The sequence below is a fragment of the Pseudomonas sp. E1BtOHC1 genome (genome assembly GCF_058744285.1).
On the sequence record NZ_CP196023.1, the window covers coordinates 3,970,730 to 3,989,936 of the forward strand.

Annotated in this window: 7 protein-coding genes; 3 read left to right on the top strand and 4 right to left on the bottom strand. The window is 62.8% G+C overall.

Annotated features, from left to right (window positions below):
* Positions 1-63: 63 nt before the first annotated feature.
* From ACSSVC_RS18280 to mexE, 4 genes are all read right to left on the bottom strand, one after another.
* Positions 64-963, bottom strand: coding sequence for a bestrophin family protein (locus tag ACSSVC_RS18280; RefSeq protein ID WP_346632818.1), 900 nt, complete (start codon positions 961-963; stop codon positions 64-66).
* A gap of 331 nt (positions 964-1,294) precedes the next feature.
* Positions 1,295-2,716 carry an efflux transporter outer membrane subunit gene (locus ACSSVC_RS18285; protein WP_346632819.1) on the bottom strand — a complete coding sequence of 474 codons (1,422 nt, stop codon included), beginning with the start codon at positions 2,714-2,716 and terminating at the stop codon, positions 1,295-1,297.
* Entirely contained in the window at positions 2,713-5,892 is a 3,180-nt protein-coding gene (locus ACSSVC_RS18290; RefSeq protein ID WP_346632820.1) for an efflux RND transporter permease subunit, read from the bottom strand. The genes ACSSVC_RS18285 and ACSSVC_RS18290 overlap by 4 nt, the downstream gene beginning before the upstream one ends.
* A gap of 15 nt (positions 5,893-5,907) precedes the next feature.
* Positions 5,908-7,155 (bottom strand): multidrug efflux RND transporter periplasmic adaptor subunit MexE, encoded by a 1,248-nt coding sequence (gene mexE / locus ACSSVC_RS18295; protein WP_346632821.1) that lies wholly within the window; start codon positions 7,153-7,155, stop codon positions 5,908-5,910.
* Positions 7,156-7,988: 833 nt separating this feature from the next.
* Here mexE and fabD point away from each other — a divergent pair.
* From fabD to ACSSVC_RS18310, 3 genes are read left to right on the top strand one after another with little or no spacing between them, the layout of a single operon-like run.
* Positions 7,989-9,869: an ACP S-malonyltransferase gene (gene fabD / locus ACSSVC_RS18300; RefSeq protein ID WP_492611123.1), complete on the top strand. Its 1,881-nt coding sequence runs from the start codon at positions 7,989-7,991 to the stop codon at positions 9,867-9,869.
* Positions 9,870-9,872: 3 nt separating this feature from the next.
* A complete protein-coding gene (locus ACSSVC_RS18305; RefSeq protein ID WP_492611124.1) occupies positions 9,873-15,242 on the top strand; it encodes an amino acid adenylation domain-containing protein in 5,370 nt (1,789 codons plus the stop codon).
* On the top strand, positions 15,242-19,156 hold the full coding sequence (locus ACSSVC_RS18310) for a beta-ketoacyl synthase N-terminal-like domain-containing protein (RefSeq protein WP_492611125.1): 3,915 nt from the start codon (positions 15,242-15,244) through the stop codon (positions 19,154-19,156). The genes ACSSVC_RS18305 and ACSSVC_RS18310 overlap by 1 nt, the downstream gene beginning before the upstream one ends.
* Positions 19,157-19,207 lie beyond the last annotated feature (51 nt).

Consider the following 19,207-nt stretch of genomic DNA (forward strand, 5'->3'; position numbering starts at 1 on the left):
GAAGCTGGCGACTTTTGGAAGGCGCAAGCTTCGGTCAGGAACCGGCCCGAGTCAAACCCGGGATCAGGTCAGTACGTATTCCTGGGGTTCCAATGGCGGCGGCAGGTCCCGTTGCCCCAGCGCTGCCAGGACTTCACGCTCCAGGCCGCGCAACAGAGCGTTGCAGGGCAGATCGTTGTCGTCGTAGCCAAAGGGGTCTTCGAGGTCATTGCCGATCTCGTCGAGGCCCAGGAAGGTGTAGCTGACGATGGCGGTGAAGATCGGCGTCAGCCAGCCCAGGGGCTCGGCCATGGCAAACGGCAGGAGGATGCAGAACAGGTAGATGGTGCGGTGCAGCAGCAAGGTGTAGGGGAAGGGCAGCGGGGTGTTCTGGATGCGTTCGCAGGCGGCCTGGACCAGGCTCAGGCTGACCAGGCGGGTTTCCATCTGGGTGTAGCGCCACTCACTCACCAGCCCCTGTTGCGCCCACTGCGAGCAGCGGTGGCCGATGCGTTGCAGCTGGGCATCGGTGAGGTTGGGGTGTTGTGGGTCGATGTCGGCCTGGGCCCAAGGTTGCAGGGCGCAGGCTTCGTCCTCGTGGCGCAGGCGGGCAATCAGGCTGTGGGCGAAGCCGCAGAGATCGCGCAGCAGGCCCTCGCGTTCGGGGTGCGGGTCGATGATCAGGCTTTCGCGGATCAGCGAGCGGACCTCGATGATCAACTGCCCCAATTGTTTGCGGCCTTCCCACCAGCGGTCGTAGCAGGCGTTGTTGCGAAAGCTCATGAAGATCGACAGCGACAGGCCCAGCAGGGTGAAGGGCGTGGCGTTGACCTTGGAGAAATAGGTCGGTTGCAGGGTTTCCACCAGCACGATGACCGACGCCAGCAGGGTGATCAGCACGCAGCGCAAGGCAATGCGCTTGGCGATCGAGCCCTTGAGGGCAAAGAGGATGCTGATCAGGTTGGGCTTGGGGCGGACAATCATGTGCAAGCAGGCCAGGGCGATTACGCGGCGAGTGAAGATTAGGAGCGCGCCGGCGGGCTGTCCAATCGCAATGGCCAACCGCATGATCGACGCCCTCTATCATCGCGTCACCTTGTAGGAGCCGGCTGCCGGCGAATAGGGCCTTGGGCCGTGTAGCGTTCTGGCGGGCGCCTTCGCTGGCAAGCCAGCTCCTACGGTTGGCAGGGAATGCGTGGATATTTGCCGGCGAAGGCGTCCCTGAGACGAGCATAAAAAAAGCCCCGCGACCGAATGATCCACGGGGCCAAACATTGGTTGGTTGCGGCCAACCAAAGGAGCTCGTTGCAAATCCTTACTGGCTGGCGACCGTCTCTGGTTGCCAGCCACCACCCAGGGCCTTGTAGATGGCGACGATGCCACGGTACAGGTCGACTTCGGCCTGGGCCTGGGAATCTTCGGCCGCCAGGCGTTCACGCTGGGCGTCCAGCAGCACCAGGAAGTCCACGGTGCCTTCGCGGTAGCGGATCTCGGCCAGGTCCGCCGCGGCACGGCTGGACTCGCTCTGGCGGATCAGCGAGATCAGCCGTTGCTGGCGCTTGCCGTAGTCGCTGAAGGCATTTTCCGATTCCTCCAGGGCCAGCAGCACTTGCTGCTCGTAGCTGGCCAGGGCGCCATCGGCATTGGCGTCGGCACCCCGCAGGCGAGCCCGTACGCTGCCCAGATCAAAGGCCGCCCAGGTGATGCTCGGGCCCAGGGCCCAGGCACTGGCTGCCGATGAGCCGATCTGCGAACCGCGTCCGGCGGTGAAGCCGAGGAAGCCGCTGAGGCTGACCCGCGGGAACAGGTCGGCCTTGGCCACGCCAATCCGTGCGGTGGCCGCCGCCAGCTTGCGTTCGGCGCTGAGGATGTCGGGACGGCGCTGCAGCAGCTCGCCCGGATCACCAATCGGCAGGGCCTTGGCAATCGCCGGCAACTGCGCCGGCGACAGGTCGACGCTGAGTTTGTCCGGCCGTTCACCCAGCAGGGTGGCGATACGGTTGCGCTGGCGGGTCTGCTCCGCCTGCAGTTGCGGCACGCTGGCTTCCACCGAAGCCAGGCGGGCGTCGGCGCGGACCACGTCGAGCTGGTCGCCAACCCCGGCATCACGCAGGCTTTCGGTGATCTTGCGCGAGGCCTGCTGGTTGTTCAGGTTGGCCAGGGCGATCTTTTCCCGCAGTTGTGCGCCGCGCAGTTGGCCGTAGGCGTCCACCAGCTCGGCGATCATGGTCACCTGCAGCTGGTACAGGTCGGCCTCGGCCGCTTGCTGGTCGGCGTCGGTGGCTTCCAGGTTGCGCTGGATGCGGCCGAACAGGTCCAGCTCCCAGGCCATGTCCAGACCCAGGTCGTAGCGCTCGCTGTTGACCCGCTTGGTGGTCTGGCCCGGGATCTGCCCCTTGGCCAGGTCGCTGCTGGCGCGGCTGGTGATGGTGGGCATGGCGTCATTGCTGGCGTCATCACGAATCGCCCGGGCGGCCCGCAGGCGGGCGAAGGCCACCCGCAGTTCACGGTTGCCCTGCAACGACTGGCTCACCAGCTGGTTGAGGGTCGGGTCATCGAACTGCTGCCACCAGATGCCTTCGAAGCGTGCGCGGTCGAAGTTCTTCTGGCCCGCAGCGCCATCGGTGGCGGCGCTGATGTGCGCCGCCTCGGTGGTTGGCGTCTGGTAGTCCGGGCCGACGGCGCAGGCACTCAGGGCCAGCACCAGCAGGCTCGGCAGGAAGACTTTGGCACTCATTGTTGCGTCTCCAGTTGCAGGGCGCGGGCGGCCTTGCGGGCCTCGCTGCGCTCCACGTAATTGCGGATCAGGACATAGAACACTGGGGTCAGCAGCAAGCCGAAGAAGGTCACCCCGAGCATCCCGGCGAACACCGCGACCCCCATGGCATGACGCATTTCCGCACCGGCGCCGCTGGAGATCACCAGGGGGACCACGCCCATGATGAAGGCGAAGGAGGTCATCAGGATCGGCCGCAGACGCAGGCGGCAGGCTTCCAGTACCGCAGCCAGCGGATCGAGGCCTTCCTCTTGCTTGTCCTTGGCGAACTCGACGATCAGGATCGCGTTCTTGCAGGCCAGGCCCACCAGTACGATCAGGCCGATCTGGGTGAAGATGTTGTTGTCGCCACCGGAGATGATCACCCCGGTAATCGCCGACAGCAGGGTCATCGGCACGATCAGGATCACCGCCAGGGGCAGGCTCCAGCTCTCGTATTGCGCGGCCAGTACCAGGAAGGCCAGCAGTACGCAGAGCGGGAAGACGAACAGCGCAGTGTTACCGGCGAGGATCTGCTGGTAGGTCAGCTCGGTCCATTCGTAGGTCATGCCGTTGGGCAGTTCTTCCTTGAGCAGTTTCTCGATCGCCGCTTCCGCCTGCCCGGAGCTGTAGCCCGGAGCGGCCGCACCGTTGATTTCCGCGGTGACAAAGCCGTTGTAGTGCATCACGCGGTCGGGACCGGCGGTATCGCTGACCTTGATGAAGGTCGCCAGGGGAATCATCTCGCCCTTGTTGTTGCGCACTTTCAGCTGGCCAATCTGCTCGGGCTCGAGACGGAACTGCTGCTCGGCCTGGACGTTGACCTGATAGGTGCGGCCAAAGCGGTTGAAGTCGTTGGCATACAACGAACCCAGGTAGATCTGCAGGGTGTCGAAGATGTCGGAAATCGCCACGCCGTGGGTCTTGGCCTTTTCCCGGTCGATGGCCGCGTCCACCTGGGGCACGTTGACCTGGTAGCTGGTGAACAGCCCGGCCAGTTCCGGCACGCTGCGGCTCTTGGTGATGACGTTCTGCACTTCTTTATACAACTCGTCGTAACCCAGGCCGCTACGGTCCTCTACCTGCAGGCGGAAGCCGCCAATGGTTCCCAGGCCCTGTACCGGCGGCGGTGGGAAGATCGCCATGTAGGCGTCCTGGATATCGGCGTACTTGCCGTTCAGGGCACCGGCGATGGCACCGGCGGACATGCTCGGGTCCTTGCGCTCATCAAAGGGCTTCAAGGTGACGAAGACGATGCCGTTGTTCGGGCTGTTGGTGAAGCCGTTGATCGACAGGCCAGGGAAGGCCACCGCGCTTTCCACGCCGGGCTGCTTGAGGGCGATGTCGGACATGCGCTTGATCACGTCTTCGGTGCGGTCCAGGCTCGCGGCGTCCGGCAGTTGGGCGAAGGCCACCAGGTATTGCTTGTCCTGGGCCGGAACGAAACCGGTCGGGGTGTGGGCGAAGCCGAACCAGGTCAGCACCATCAGGCCGGCATAGAGGAACAGGGCGATGCCGCTGCCGCGGATGACTCGGCGCACCGTGCCGACGTAACCATGGCTGGCGCGGTCGAAGAAGCGGTTGAACGGCTTGAACAGCCAGCCCCCCAGCAACTTGTCGAGGATCTTCGAGAAGCGGTCCTTGGGTGCATGGTGTTCCTTGAGCAATACCGCGGCCAGGGCCGGCGACAGGGTCAGGGAGTTGAAGGCCGAGATCACTGTGGAAATGGCGATGGTCAGGGCGAACTGCTTGTAGAACTGCCCGGTCAGGCCGCTGATAAAGGCCGCCGGTACGAACACCGCGCACAGCACCAGGGCGGTGGCGATGATCGGGCCGGTCACTTCACGCATGGCGCGCTTGGTGGCCTCCACCGGGTTCAGCCCCAGGCCGATGTTTCGTTCGACGTTCTCCACCACCACGATGGCGTCGTCCACCACGATACCGATGGCCAGCACCAGGCCGAACAGCGACAGGGCATTGAGCGAGAAACCGAACAGGTGCATCACCGCGAAGGTGCCGATCAGCGACACCGGTACGGCCACCAGCGGGATGATCGAGGCGCGCCAGGTCTGCAAGAACAGGATCACCACCAGCACCACCAGGATCAGGGCTTCGAACAGGGTGTGCACCACGGCCTCAATGGAGCCACGGACGAAGATGGTCGGGTCGTAGACGATGCTGAAGTCCATGCCTTGCGGGAAGCTCTGCTTGAGTTCGGCCATCTTGGCCCGCACTTCATTGGAGATCTCGATGGCGTTGGAACCCGGACGCTGGAAGATCGGGATCGCCACCGCCGGCTGGTTGTTGAGCAGGGAACGCAGGGCGTACTGGCTCGACCCCAGCTCGATGCGGGCGATGTCTTTCAGGCGGGTGATTTCACCGTCACTACCTGCACGGATGATGATGTTCTCGAACTCTTCCTCGGTCACCAGGCGGCCCTGGGTGTTGACCGACAGCTGGAAGCTGGTGGCGCTGGGTGCAGGCGGCGCGCCCAGGGCACCGGCGGCGACCTGGCGGTTCTGTTCACGGATGGCGGTGACCACATCGGTGGCGGTCAGGTTGCGCGAGGCGGTCTTGTTCGGATCGAGCCAGACCCGCAGCGAGTAGTCGCCCATGCCGAACAGCTGCACATCCCCGACGCCGCCCAGGCGCGCCAGCTCATCCTTGATGTTGAGCAGGGCGTAGTTGGACAGGTAGAGCATGTCGTAGCGTTTGTCCGGCGAAGTCAGGTGGACCACCATGGTCAGGTCCGGAGAGGCCTTGTCCACGGTGATACCAATGCGCGTCACTTCTTCGGGCAGCTTGGGCTGGGTGCGGGTCACGCGGTTCTGTACCTGCACCTGGGCGTTGTCCAGGTCGGTGCCCAGGGCGAAGGTGATGGTCAGGGTGATCTTGCCGTCAGCGGTGGATTGCGAGGACATGTAGAGCATGTTCTCGACCCCGGTAATCGCCTGTTCCAGGGGCGCGGCCACGGTTTCACCGATGACTTTCGGGTTGGCCCCGGGGAAGTTGGCGCGCACCACCACGGTGGGCGGCACCACTTCCGGGTATTCGCTGATGGGCAGCTGGAACAGCGAGATGGCGCCGGCGATCAGGATCAGCAGCGACAGCACCGCGGCGAAGATCGGCCTTGAAATGAAGAACTGGGAAAAATTCATCTTGAGAGTCGTCCCTTAACCGCGCGGTGTCGCAGCGGCGAGTTTCACAGCCGGAGCCGCCTTGGCAGGGGTGACCTGCGGCAGGTTGCTGGCTTCCAGTGCTTGGCGTTGTTGGGCCAGGGCGGCGAGGGTTTCCTTGCTGGCCATGGGGATCACTTCAGGCGCTACCGGGGCGCCGGGACGCGCCCGTTGCAAGCCCTTGACGATGATGGTGTCGTCCTTGCTCAGCCCGTTGCGCACGATGCGCAGGCCTTCGATCTTCGGCCCCAGTTCCACGGCGCGGTAGGCCGGCTTGTTGTCGGCGTCCATCACCAGCACGAACTTCTTGCCCAGGTCGGTGCCCACGGCTTCATCGCTGATCAGCATCGCCGAGTAGGTGCCGCTGCCCACCAGTTTCAGGCGTGCGTAGAGGCCCGGGGTGTAGCTGCCGTCGCTGTTGTCGAACACCGCGCGGCCACGGATGGTGCCGGTCTTGGGGTTGACCTGGTTGTCGACGAAGTTCATCTGCCCCAGGTGCGGGTGACCGTCTTCATTGGACAGGCCCAGGTACACCGGGGTGGCCTGGCCGCGCTGACCCTGGCGGGCGAGCTGGGTGTACTTGAGGTACACACGCTCGTCAGCGTCGAAGTAGGCGTAGACCTTGTCGGTGGAGACCAGGCTGGTGAGCGGGGTGACATCGGCGCTCACCAGGTTGCCGGCGGTGATCTGCGCGCGGCTGACCCGGCCGCTGATGGGCGCCACGACCCGGGTAAAGCTCAGGTTGAGCTTGGCCACATCCAGTTGTGCCTGGATCGCATCGACCCCGGCTCGGGCTTCCTGGGCGGCGCTGGTGCGGGTGTCGGCCAGCTCGGCGGAAATCGCGTTGCTGGTCAGCAGGCGCTGACCGCGCTGGGCTTCATTGGCACTGCGGGTGGCGGTAGCCCGGGCCTGTTGCAACTGGGCTTCGAGGCGGCGTACTTCAGCCTGGAAGGGGCGCGGGTCGATCTGGAACAGCAGGTCGCCTTTCTTTACCAGGGCGCCTTCGGTGAAGGCCACCTGATCGATCTGGCCCGAGACCCGTGGGCGAATCTCTACAGTTTCCGGGGCTTCCAGGCGCCCGGTGAACTCATCCCATTCGTTGACCGGCTGTTCCAGCACCTTGGCCACGCTGACTTTGGCAGCGGGCGGGGCGGAGGCGGTTTCCGGGGCCTTGCCGCAGGCACTCATGACCAGTACGGCGAGGGCGGCTAAGGGGTAACGCAAGAATTTGACTGACTGGTCCATGGTTCATCCGCCAAGGTAATTTGAGATGGGCGGATGATGCTCGGCAGGGTGGTATCTCACGAATCGAATGAAGCGAAGGTAACTATCATTCGGAATGATATAAGCCCCAGGCAAGCCCTCTAGCCTGCACCTTTCGTTAGGGGGCTATCAATCCCCTGGCGTGCAATTCAGTCTTGCCGTCGGTGCAACATTGCGGCGCGAGTCGAACTTGAGTCCTGACCTCCGGTCTGCCCGATATAACAGACCAAGAATGGTATCGAGGACAACCAAGGTAATGGCATTGGCTTCATCATTTGAATGGCGACAGTCTTTTATCAACTAACCACCTGAATAGTTAATCGTTTGAATAGTATGTTGATGTCAATTTAAGTTATTGAGTGGCCTTTTGCTGCTAGTTGCTCGTTTTCTGTGTTGTTCAGATATCAAATTTATATATTAAATTCTGTCCCTGCTTTTCAGGTCATTTTATTTTTGTTGCGCTATGGTTTTTCTATTTGGCTATATAAGCTATTGTTTTTGTTGATAAAAATATTTATTTTTCAGTGATGTTTCTAGATGATTTATTTTCTCTTCCAAGGTGAATGTCTTTCCTGAAATTTATTTCACACCTTTTCACAATAGCCTTTAAAAAACCTGTGCTAGGTTTCACCACCGATGCTTTTCGGTTGTTGTGTCTGCTGTGTCGGCTGCGCCTGAAAGCTCCTCTATAACCGCTTGGCGCTAATCAATCTTTCCTATATAGGCTACGGCAGTCTGCTGTAGGCCGAGTGTTCGGGAATGCCTGAATCAAATAGATCTTTGAGGCGCGACTGTACCTGCTAAAAGGTGAATTAATGCAGAAGATCTATGTTTTCCCCGGTCAAGGGGCGCAATTCAAGGGCATGGGCAATGAGGTGTTCGACAAGTTCAAAGCCTATACAAATCTGGCCAGCGACATTCTTGGTTACTCCATCGTCGACCTGTGTCTGGAAGATCGGGATCAGCGCCTGAACCAGACCCAGTACACCCAGCCAGCGCTTTATACGGTCAGTGTTCTGATGTACCTGGATCGCTTGCAGAGCGCCTCCGGCACAGGGCAGGTGGCCTATTTCGCCGGCCATTCGCTGGGTGAGTACTGCGCGCTTTTTGCTGCCGAAGGTTTTGATTTCGCCACCGGGCTGCAACTGGTCCAGCGCCGCGGCTACTTGATGAGCCAGGCTCCCAAGGGCGGCATGGCCGCCGTGCTCGGATTGAGCGAGGCGACCGTCCGTTCCATCCTGCGCGATAAAGGCTTGGACGCTATCGACCTGGCCAATATCAACTCGCCCGATCAGATCATCCTTTCCGGCCTGCACGACGATATTGCCAGTGAGCGTACCCGGGCTTTTTTCGAGCAGGCCGGGGCCAGCTATTTCCCGCTGAACGTCAGTGCCGCCTTTCACTCGCGTTACATGAAGGAGGTTGAGCACCAGTTCGCCGATTACCTGAAGGGGTTCGCGCTGCAACCCCTGAAGACCCCTGTCATCTCGAACATGACGGCGCGTCCTTATCCGCAGCGCGATTACGCTGCCATCCTCAGTGGGCAGATCAGTCACCCGGTGAAGTGGTACGAGAGTGTTTCATGGCTGCTGACCCAGGATGTCCACCCGATCGAGGAGATTGGGCCGGGCAATGTCCTGACCAAGCTGACCGACAAGATTCTCAAGTCTGCGATGCTCATCCCGCCGCCTGCTGTGACCTCCGTCCCGGTTACCCCAGTGCAGCAGGACACGATCTTCATGTATGGCGGGCAGGGCACCCAGTACTTTCAGATGGGGCGCGAGCTGTACCAGCACAACCCGGCCTTTCGCCAACAGATGGATGAGTGCAGTGCCCTGGTGGAAGCGCAGGCGGGGTTTTCCCTGGTCAAGGTGCTCTACGATGAGTCGCGCCGAGTGTACGAGCCGTTCGACAAGATTGTGCACACCCATCCGGCGCTGTTCGCCATCGGCTATAGCCTGACCGCCATGCTGCGGGCCGAAGGCGTAGCGCCCAAGGCCGTCCTGGGCTACAGCCTGGGCGAGTACATCGCCCTGGCGGTCAGTGGCTGCCTGTCCTGGCAGGACGGGCTGCGTCTGACCTTGCGCCAATCGCAGGTGCTGGCCGATCACTGCCCCGAAGGGGGGATGCTCAGCGTCCTGGCGCCCGTGGAGCACCTGCAGCAACACCCTGAACTCTATCGTCAGGTGGAACTGGCGGGTGTCAACTTTGCCGACAACTTCTGTGTTTCCGGCGCCCAGGCGGAGTTGGCCCTGGTCAAGCGCAGCCTGGATGCCATGGGGGTCATTTCCATGGAACTCCCTGTCCGCTATCCGTTTCACTCCAGTCATATCGAGCCGATTCACACCCGGATGCTGTCGATCCTGGAAGGCATCGAGTTCCGGGCACCGAGCATTCCCTGCTACTCCTGCACGTTGGCCCGTGCCGTCCACGCCGGTGATCTGGCGAATGCCCCGGACTACCTGTGGCGCATCATCCGCCAGGCCGTCGATTTCCATGGCCTGCTCAAACACCTGTCGGGCAGTGACAGCCAGGCGTTGCTGGTGGATCTGAGTGCAACGGGCTCGCTGGCCAACTTCATCAAATACACCCGTCCCAACAGCCTCAAGTACAGCCATTCGATCAATCAGTTCGGCAAGGACCTGAGCAACGTTCAAATCCTTCTCAACGAAATCACCGGCCGTTCAGGGGAGTAACCCATGTCAGTCAATCCTGTTCCATTGGAATGGCGCGTCAACGTGCGCGCTTTCAACCACGAAGTGGGTTTCCATCAACTGTTTGATGCCAGGTCACAGGCGACTCCAGACGCGATTGCACTGGTGGATGCAGAGCACAGCCTGAGCTATCGCCAATTGGCGGAAAAGAGCACTCAACTGGCGGCTTATCTGGTCGGCCAGGGGGTGGAAGCCGGTTCGCGTGTCGCGATTTTCATGAACCGCTCCCTGGACCTGGTGGTGGCGATGCTCGCCATCGCCCGTGCCGGTGCGACCTATGTTCCGCTGGACCCGGCGTATCCCGAACAGCGCTTGCGCTACATGCTCGAGGACAGCGACAGCCGTTGGGTGCTGACCCAGGCCGCGGTTGAGCCGATGCTTGCGGCACTGTTGGGCGAACACTGCACCAGCCTCGCCCTGGACCGCCAATGGCCGCTGGTTGCCGGGTTCCAGGAACCCCTGCCGGCGTTGGCGACGGCTGCCGACAGCCTGGCCTACGTCATCTATACCTCCGGCAGCACGGGCCAACCCAAAGGGGTGATGATCAGTCATCGCGCCCTGAGCAACTTCCTCCTGTCGATGGCCGAAGAGCCCGGCATGTCTGCCGATGACACCTTGCTCGCCGTCACCACCCATTGTTTCGATATCTCCGGTCTGGAATTGCTCCTGCCGTTGATCGTCGGTGGCTGCTGTCACCTGTGTCCGGCTGAGGCTGTGAGCGATGCCGGGCAACTGAAGGCGCTGATGGCCCAGGTCCGGCCGACCCTCATGCAAGCAACCCCGGCGACCTGGATGATGCTGTTCCACTCCGGTTGGCAACCCTCGGCGCAGTTGCGCATTCTGTGTGGCGGCGAGCCGTTGTCGGAGGCCTTGAAAGGCTGTTTCGAACAGGCCGGGTGCGCCGTCTGGAACATGTTCGGACCAACCGAAACCACCATCTGGTCGACCCTGCAAAAGCTGCAGCCCGGCCAGCCGGTATCCATTGGCCGTCCCATCGCCAACACTCGGCTTTACCTGCTGCGCGACGATGACAGTCATTGCGCCATCGGTGAACCGGGGGAGTTGTGCATCGCGGGCCTCGGGTTGGCCGACGGCTATTTGAACCGTCCCGACCTGAGCGCCGAAAAATTCATCGACCATCCCCTCGAAACCACCGGCAAGCTCTACCGCACCGGCGACCTTGCCTGCTGGCGGGCCGATGGTCTGTTGCAGCACTTGGGGCGAATCGACAATCAGGTGAAAATTCGCGGCTACCGGGTTGAAGTGGGTGATATCGAAGCTCACCTGGACAGTCACCCCGAGGTCCTGCAAGCGGTGGTCGTGGCTCGGCAACAGGCCGGTTCCAATCAACTGGTGGGCTACTTCGTCCCGCGTGATCCGAACGCGGCCGACGCCTCCCTGGCCGGGCGCTTGAAAACCTGGCTAAGCGGGCAGTTGCCCGGCTTCATGGTGCCGGGTTTTCTCCTGCCACTGGACAGCATTCCGCTGACGCCCAATGGCAAGGTCGACCGCAAGCTGCTGGCACAGCGGCCCATTTCCGTGAGCGCGGCCACCCGCACCGCAGGGCAGGGGGAGGTGGAACGCTACATCATCGATCAATGGCAAACCTTGCTCGGGGTGGAGGACATCCAGCCTGACAGCCTGTTTGCCGAGATGGGCGGCAATTCCATTTCGGCCAATGCCTTTCTGGTCCACCTCAACCAGCGTTTCGGCAGGCAATTGACCTTGGTCGACCTTGCCAGTCACGCCAGCCCGACGGCCATCGCCCAACTGATTCTTTCCGGTCCAGAAACATCGCCGCAGGTGATTGCCCCCGCACCTGGACGCCGCGAGCCGCGGGTCAATCACCGCGACGATTCGCACCAGGACATCGCCATTGTCGGCCTGGCTTGCAGCTTCGCGCAGGCGCCGTGCGCGCAGGCCTTTTGGGACAACGTCCTGGCCGGGCGCAACTGCATCACTTCCTCGGCCCAGGAACGCCCGCACCTGGGCCCGGCCGATGCGCCGTTGTGGGGTGGGTTCATCCCGGGTGCGTTCGATTTCGACCCGGGCTTTTTCCGTGTGGCGCCCAAGGAGGCGCAACTGATCGACCCTCAGCAGCGACTGATGCTCACCTGCACCTGGCGGGCACTGGAAGACGCCGGCATCAGTGCCCAGGCGTTCAGCCAGCGGCGCACCGGGGTGTTCATCGCCGCTTCACAGAACGATTACGCCGTGGTGGCGTCGCAAGATGAAGAAAACCAGGGCTATCTGGTCACAGGGCATCTGGCGTCCATGGTCGCCAATCGGCTGTCCTACACCCTGGACCTCGTCGGTCCCAGCGAGTGCATCGAGACCACCTGTTCGTCTTCGCTGGTGGCCCTGCATCGGGCGATTCGGGCGATCCGGCATCACGAGTGCGAGCAAGCGGTGGTCGGTGGGGTCAACCTGTTGCTGTCCCCCGAACACTTCCACAGTTACCAGGCCATGGGCTTGCTCAGCCCCGACCAGAGCACCCGTTCCTTCCAGGCCGGGGCCAATGGCTACGTGCGTTCCGAAGGCGTCGCGGTGGTGATTCTCAAGCCGCTGGCCCAGGCGTTGGCCGACAATGACCGGATCGCCGCCGTCATCAAGGGCAGCAGCGTGAGTCACGGTGGGCGTTCTTCTTCGCTGACGGCTCCGAACCGGGAAGGCATCAGCGGCGCCATGCTCGATGCACTGGCGGATGCCCAGGTAACGCCGCAGTCGCTGGGCTACATCGAAACCCATGGCACCGGCTCCTTGTTGGGCGACAGCGTTGAAGTGAGCGCCCTGACAGCAGCGTTCGCCGAACATGACGCCGATGGATCGGTCGCCCAGGGCTGCACCTTGGGCAGCTTGAAACCGTGCATCGGCCATAGCGAAGTGGCCTCTGGAATGGCGGCGCTGATCAAGGTGGTGTTCGCCTTGCAGCAGGGGATCAAGCCGGGCGTGCCGGGCGTGACCCAAGAGGACATCGCCCGGTTGTGGGCTGACAGCGCGTTCCGGATCAGTGCGCAGAACCAGCCCTGGATCGCCAGCCCCCAGGCCGGCTCGCCCCGGCGCGCGGCCATCAACAGCTTTGGCTTTGGGGTCAACGCCCACCTGATCGTCGAGCAATATTGCCCGCCGGACACCGTTCGCCCCGAGGATGACGCCGCACAATGGCTGGTGTTTTCCGCCAGAACCCCGGCGCAACTGGCGAGCGTCCTGGAGCAGCAATTGAATCACCTGCAGGGCCAGCCACAGGTGCGGCTGCGGGATCTGGCCTACACCCTGCAAGTGGGCCGCGAAGCGCTCAAGGTGCGCCTGGCGTTTGCCGCGGCCTCTATCGCCGAGGTGTGCGAGCAGTTGACCCTGGCCTTGCAAGCCCTGGCCGAAGACTCAGCGGATACAGCGTGGCCAAGTCGCATTTTTTACAGCGGCCAGCCGCATGCAGCTGATCGCGAACCGGACGCCGTGGGCGCGCAATGGGTCGCCGGCGCGGTGATCGACTGGCAGGCCGTGCATCCCCGGGGCAGCGCGAAGAAACTGGTGCTGCCCGGTTATCCGTTCCAGTTCAAGACCTACAACGCCCTGAACCCGGAGCAACCGACGGTGGCGGCCAGCCCCGGCGGGCGGCGGATTTGCGTGATCGGTGCCGGCCCCGGCGGTCTGGTGATGGCCAAATCGCTGCTCGAAGAAGGGCATCAGCCGGTGGTGTACGAGGCCCAGGAGACTCTGGGCGGGGTGTGGAATCTCAAGCGCGACAAGCAGGTGGGCACCTACACCACCACCCGGTTCCAGAACTCCAGGGACACCAGTTTCTTTTCCGACTTCTATCCCGAAGACGTCAGCGACACCTTTCCCAATGTCCACGATGTGCGGCGCTACCTCGATGCCTATGCCGCGCGTTTTGACCTGGCGCGCCACATTCACTGCCGCTCCCGGGTGGTTTCGGTCCAGTCCCGGGACGGCGGCTGGGAGGTGGAAATCGAATCCTCAGGAACCCGTCGCCGGGAAATGTTCGATGGGGTCGCACTGTGCCACGGGCGCTATCAGATTCCTCAGCATGCGCGCATTCCCGGTCTGGATACCTTCACCGGCCAAGTGCTGCATTCGGGACAGTATTTCGACAATGCACCACTGGCGGGCAAGCGCGTCCTGGTGATCGGCAACGGCGTCAGCGGCATGGACATCGCCGGGGAAGCCAGCAAGGTCGCCGCCAAAGTCTATTGGAGTCAGCGTTCGCGCAAGTTCATCCTGCCGCGCATGGTCGGCTTTGTGCCCAATGACTTTGTGTCGCCTGCCAACCTGTTGATCCCCGACATTCTGCGGGCACAACGCAATATCGATCGTCTGCAGCTGGCGCTGCCGGCCTTCAGCGAGGCCCTGCAGCGCAGTGGGTTGCAGCCGAGCCTGACTGAGTTCCGTCAGCACCCGTTCATTCATATCAATGATGAAGTCGTGGATCTGGTCAACGCCGGGAAGATCGAAACGATCTTCGGCCAGGTGGAGAAGTTTGCCGGCGCCCGATGCTTCCACGTCGGCCATGAGCAGGTCCTTGAAGACATCGATGTGGTGGTGCTGTGCACCGGCTACCGCACCGGAGCGCTGTATGACTATGTGCAAGGTCTGGAGCCGGTTCGGGACTTGGCCATGGGCCTGTTCTACCGGGATGACCCGCGCTTGTTCAACCAGTACGGGCTGCAGGAAATCGGTGTGATCGGCACCTTCCCGTACCTGGAAATGGCGTCGCGCTGGTACGCCCAGGTGGTCTCCGGCAACTACCGTCTGAGCCAGCAGGAGCTGGGGCAAACCGCCGACACCGACAAGATCATCATGGCGCCCCTGGCCAGCGTGGTGATCGGCATGAAACTGGGCCTGGTACCGGACCCGGCGCGGGAATTCAAGGCCTTCTGGAGCCTGCTCAATACCCCGTGTTTCCCCGCCCAGTACCGCCTGCGAGGCCCCCACGCCAATGCCGGGGCGGCGGCCATCGTCGCCCGGAGCCGCAAGCGGGCCTTCATCCAGGACGAGAGCGGCGACCCTGAAATCAGCAAGGTCAAGGCCCGTCTGCTGGCCGGCTTGGGCAGCGAGGTGCTGGCCAGCCTGGCGACCGAGCAACAGATCAGCGCCCAGGAGCATCAGGCGGCCTTGGCTGAGCTCGACGATCCGTTGCACATCGATTGGGACAGCCAGTTCCTGATCCCCCTCAGTGACCGCGCGCGGGTGCTCGACCAGGCCACTGAAGTCCTGGATCAGGTGACCGCCGAGCACGATGGCGTGTACCTGAGCCTGATTCGCAAGATCCAGAACAAAGAAATCAACGCAGACAATTTTCTGTCGGAACTGCAGAAAATCTCGAGGGCCTCGTGATGCCGTACCTGAACGCTTTTATCGACAAGGTTTCCAGCCAGAGCATTTCCGAAGCCCAGGCGCTGGATGTGATCCGGCAACTCCATGGGGCTGTGCATCAGCCCGTAGCGGCCCAGGCACCGGGTTCAGTTTCCGAGGCACAGGTGCTGGCCGAGCTGATCGGGTTTCTGGCCACCACCCTGCACCTGGATCGCAGCGATATCGACCCGCAGCGTGACCTGGCCGACTACGGCTTCAGTTCCATTTCCCTGATGGAGTTCTCCCAGCGCATCGCCAGCCACTTTCGCGGTTTGCACCTGGCACCGTCGACCTTCATGGAGCATGCCTCGCTGGCGGCCCTGGCGCTTCACATCGCGCCCAGGGTCAGCCTTGAAGCAGTCCCCGCGGTGGCGCCCGGGCACCTCGAACATCTGGTCGCCGATCGCTTGCAGCGCTACTTTGACGAGCACGGCCATATGGCCGGGGCCACGGTCCAGCCGATTACCCGGGCCGTGCGCGCAGCGAGCGGGCAGGGGCCTCGGCCAGTTGCCGCCACAGGGACGGACAGGCACGGCGATACCTCGGCCCTGACCGACGATATTGCGATTATCGGCATGTCCGCTCGCCTGCCAAAGTCCACTGGCCTGGATGACTTCTGGCAGCGTCTGGTGGCCGATGAAACCTTCATTTCCGAGGTGCCGGCCGACCGCTGGGATTGGCGGGCGATCTTTGGCGGCATTGACAGCCCGGACAAGACCGACTGCTACCACGGCGCCTTTATCGACGGCGTGGGTGATTTCGATCCGCTGCATTTCAATATTTCCCCTCGCGAAGCCCTGTTGATCGACCCGCAGCATCGACTGATGCTGCAAGCCGTCTGGGAAACCCTGGAAACCGCCGGCTATCAGCGTGATCAATTGCGCCAACAGAAAGTCGGGGTGTTCCTGGGCATCGAACGCAAGGACTATGCCGACCTGATCCGTGCCAGCCAGGTGGAGATCGACGGCCACCTGAACACCGGCAACGCCCATGCCATGCTGGTCAACCGCATCGCTCATTACTTTGACTGGAAGGGCCCGGTGTCGACGGTTGACGCGGCCTGCACCAGCTCCTTTGTCGCCATCGACAGGGCCATCACGGCGCTGCGTCTCGGTCAGGCCCAGGTGGCTATCGCCGGGGGCGTCAACCTGGTGTTGAGCCCGGAAGTGAATGTCTACAACCGCAAGCTGGGCCTGTTTACCGGCGACGGCGTCGTCCGTCCCTTCGACAAGCAGGCCAACGGGCACTTTTTCAGTGATGGCCTGGGCGTGGTCATGCTCAAGCGGCTGTCGGTGGCCGAGCGCGACAACGATACGATCCTCGGTGTCATCAAGGGCATGTCGGTGCGTCATGGCGGCAAGAGTCTCTACCTCACCGCGCCCAATGCCGAAATCCATTGCGAAACCATCATCGAGGCACTGCAGCAGGCGGGCCTGCAAGCCCAGGACATCGACTACATCGAAGCCCAGGGCACTGCCAACCCGATGGCCGACGATGTGGAGCTCAACGCCTTCGACAAGGTCTTCAAAGGCTGCGCCAGCAAGCCGGCCCTGGGTACGCTCAAAGGCCAGTTGGGGCATTTCTCCGGGGCTTCCGGGGTGATCTCGCTGATCAAGAGCCTGTTGGCGTTCAAGCACGACACCTTGATCAAGATCGCCAACCTGCAGCACTTCAACTGGGACCCGCAACGGGGCGACTTTGCCTGCGAACCGGTGCGCCAGACCGCTCCCTGGGCGCACAAGGCGCTGGAGAACCAGCGCCAGGCCCGGCATATCGGCATCCACAACTACGGCTTCGGCGGTGTCACGGGCCATATGGTGCTCGGCGAGTACCTCGACCCTCAGGCCAACCGCGTGCCGCCACAGGTCGCGGGCGAACAGGCGATCCTGCTGTCCGCGCGCACCGCGGATCAGCTTGAGCAGATAGCCAAACGTTTGCTTGCCCATCTGCAATCCCCCGAGGCCGGGCAGTTGACCCTGCAGGGCGTTGCCAACACCTTGCAGACCGGCCGCGAACACTTCGATTATCGCGCCGTGGTATTTGCCGATTCGCTGGCGGTATTGGCCGAGCGCCTGGCGCTGCTGTTGTCCGGCAAGGAAGAGGCGGGCGCCTTTCTCAAGTGCGATCTGGAAACCGGCAAGGACGTGCGTCAACTGTTTGCCAGCAGCGAGATGCACGCCATCGTCAGCCAGTGGCTCGATGAGGGTAACCAGCGTGGCCTGGGCCGCGTCTGGGTGGCTGGGGTCACGGTGGATTGGCCGCGTTTGTATGCCGGCCAGCCAGCGCTGAAAAAGGTCCAGCTGCCCACCTATCCCTTTGCCCGGCATTGGTTGTGGGTGCCCCAGGCAGGTGCCGGCCGTCCGGCTGCCGGCCCGGGCGCCGCGCCGCTCTCGGCGATCCTGCAGCGCAACGTTTCAACCTTCATGGCGCAAAAGTACCGTTCGGACTTCACCGGGCAGGAGCCCTGGTTTGTCGAGCGCAGTGCTGACCAGTCCCGGCGTTTTGTTGAGCTGGCGCATCTGCACATGCTGATCCAGGCCGCGCAGCAGGCCGCCGAAGTGGCGGCCGACGAGCCGCTGGATCTGTTGCTGCACGACCTCATTTTTCCCCACCCGCTGTGGGTGAATCAGCAGCCGGTGACGGTGGAGTTGACCCTGGTGCCTGGTGCCAACGACGTGATCGATTACCGCATCAGTACTCTGGGCGAGGTCGACGCCGTGCTCAATATCTCCGGTCAGGCGCTGTTCGAGCGGCGTCAGGCCCCGACCGCGCGGCGCCTCGTCATTCACTCGGGCGAGCCCGGCTGGTACCCGGTGCTGCAGCCTGAGACGGTGCTGGTGCAACTGACTCGATTGCTGGCCCAGGCCCAGGCCTGCGAGGTCGCGGCCCTCACGCTGCTGTCGGTGGATGAGGTGATCGTGCAGGGCGCCCTGGAAGGGGCCGCCTGGCTATGGCTGCGCGCCTCCGAAAATGACTTTGCCCAAGTGGAGATGCCCTCCACGGTTTCTCGCCTGGACATCGATATCTGTGACGCCCAGGGTGCAGTCCTGATGCAGCTGCGGGACCTGGTGTGCAGTCATGCCGAACCTCTGATTGCGCAGGCTGTGCCCGCCGTGGTGAGCATGCCCGAGCAGATCAAGGGCATGATCCCGACGCTCAATGGCACCGGCGCCATGACCACGGTGCTACCGGCTTGCTCGCAAATGTTTGTCGACTGTGCTGCCACCGCGACCGGCGAGGTGATGGACATGGGCTGCGCCTATGGCGTGGCGACGGTTGCGGCCCTGGAGCAGGGGGCACGGGTGTTGGCCGTGGATATTGAAGAGCAGCACCTGACGATTCTCGCCAACAGCGTGGCGCCACGCTTGCGGGGCCGCCTGAGTACCCAGGCCGGTGCATTGCCGGACCTGGATTTTGCAGCGAATCGATTCCAGGCCATCCATGCCGCCCGGGTCCTGCATTTCCTGGCGCCCGAGGCTTTTCGCCAATCGATCCGCAAGATGGCCCAGTGGCTGGCGCCGGGCGGTCGCTTGTTCCTGATCTGCGACACCCCGTACTTCCCGCACTGGGCGGCCCGGGTCGAGGAATACGAACGGCTGAACGCCGCGGGTGAGGAGTGGCCGGGTTACATCGCCGACATCGCCGGCTACTTCCGCAGCCGGGCCCAGGCCAGTGCCTCCAACGCCATCGACAGCGCCAGCCACGCCAGCGATGCCCTCAACGGCACCCCGCTGATCAATCTGGTGGACCCCGAGATCCTGATCCGTGAATGCCAACTCGCCGGGTTGCAGGTGGAAGAGGCCGGGTATGAAGGATTGGCCATCGACTATGCCGGCCAGGCCGCCAGCGGCGGTGTCGAGCATGCCAGCGTGATCGCGATCAAACCTCTCGCTTGAGCCCTTGCGCCTGAACCCTGCGCAGCCCGCGCCCCACTTTCTGGATGGAAC

Excerpts from the sequence above, each read along its gene's own strand:
- ACSSVC_RS18280 (WP_346632818.1), bottom strand. The coding sequence starts at position 963 with ATGATTGTCCGCCCCAAGCCCAACCTGATCAGCATCCTCTTTGCCCTC.
- ACSSVC_RS18285 (WP_346632819.1), bottom strand. The coding sequence starts at position 2,716 with ATGAGTGCCAAAGTCTTCCTGCCGAGCCTGCTGGTGCTGGCCCTGAGT.
- ACSSVC_RS18290 (WP_346632820.1), bottom strand. The coding sequence starts at position 5,892 with ATGAATTTTTCCCAGTTCTTCATTTCAAGGCCGATCTTCGCCGCGGTG.
- mexE (WP_346632821.1), bottom strand. The coding sequence starts at position 7,155 with ATGGACCAGTCAGTCAAATTCTTGCGTTACCCCTTAGCCGCCCTCGCC.
- fabD (WP_492611123.1), top strand. The coding sequence starts at position 7,989 with ATGCAGAAGATCTATGTTTTCCCCGGTCAAGGGGCGCAATTCAAGGGC.
- ACSSVC_RS18305 (WP_492611124.1), top strand. The coding sequence starts at position 9,873 with ATGTCAGTCAATCCTGTTCCATTGGAATGGCGCGTCAACGTGCGCGCT.
- ACSSVC_RS18310 (WP_492611125.1), top strand. The coding sequence starts at position 15,242 with ATGCCGTACCTGAACGCTTTTATCGACAAGGTTTCCAGCCAGAGCATT.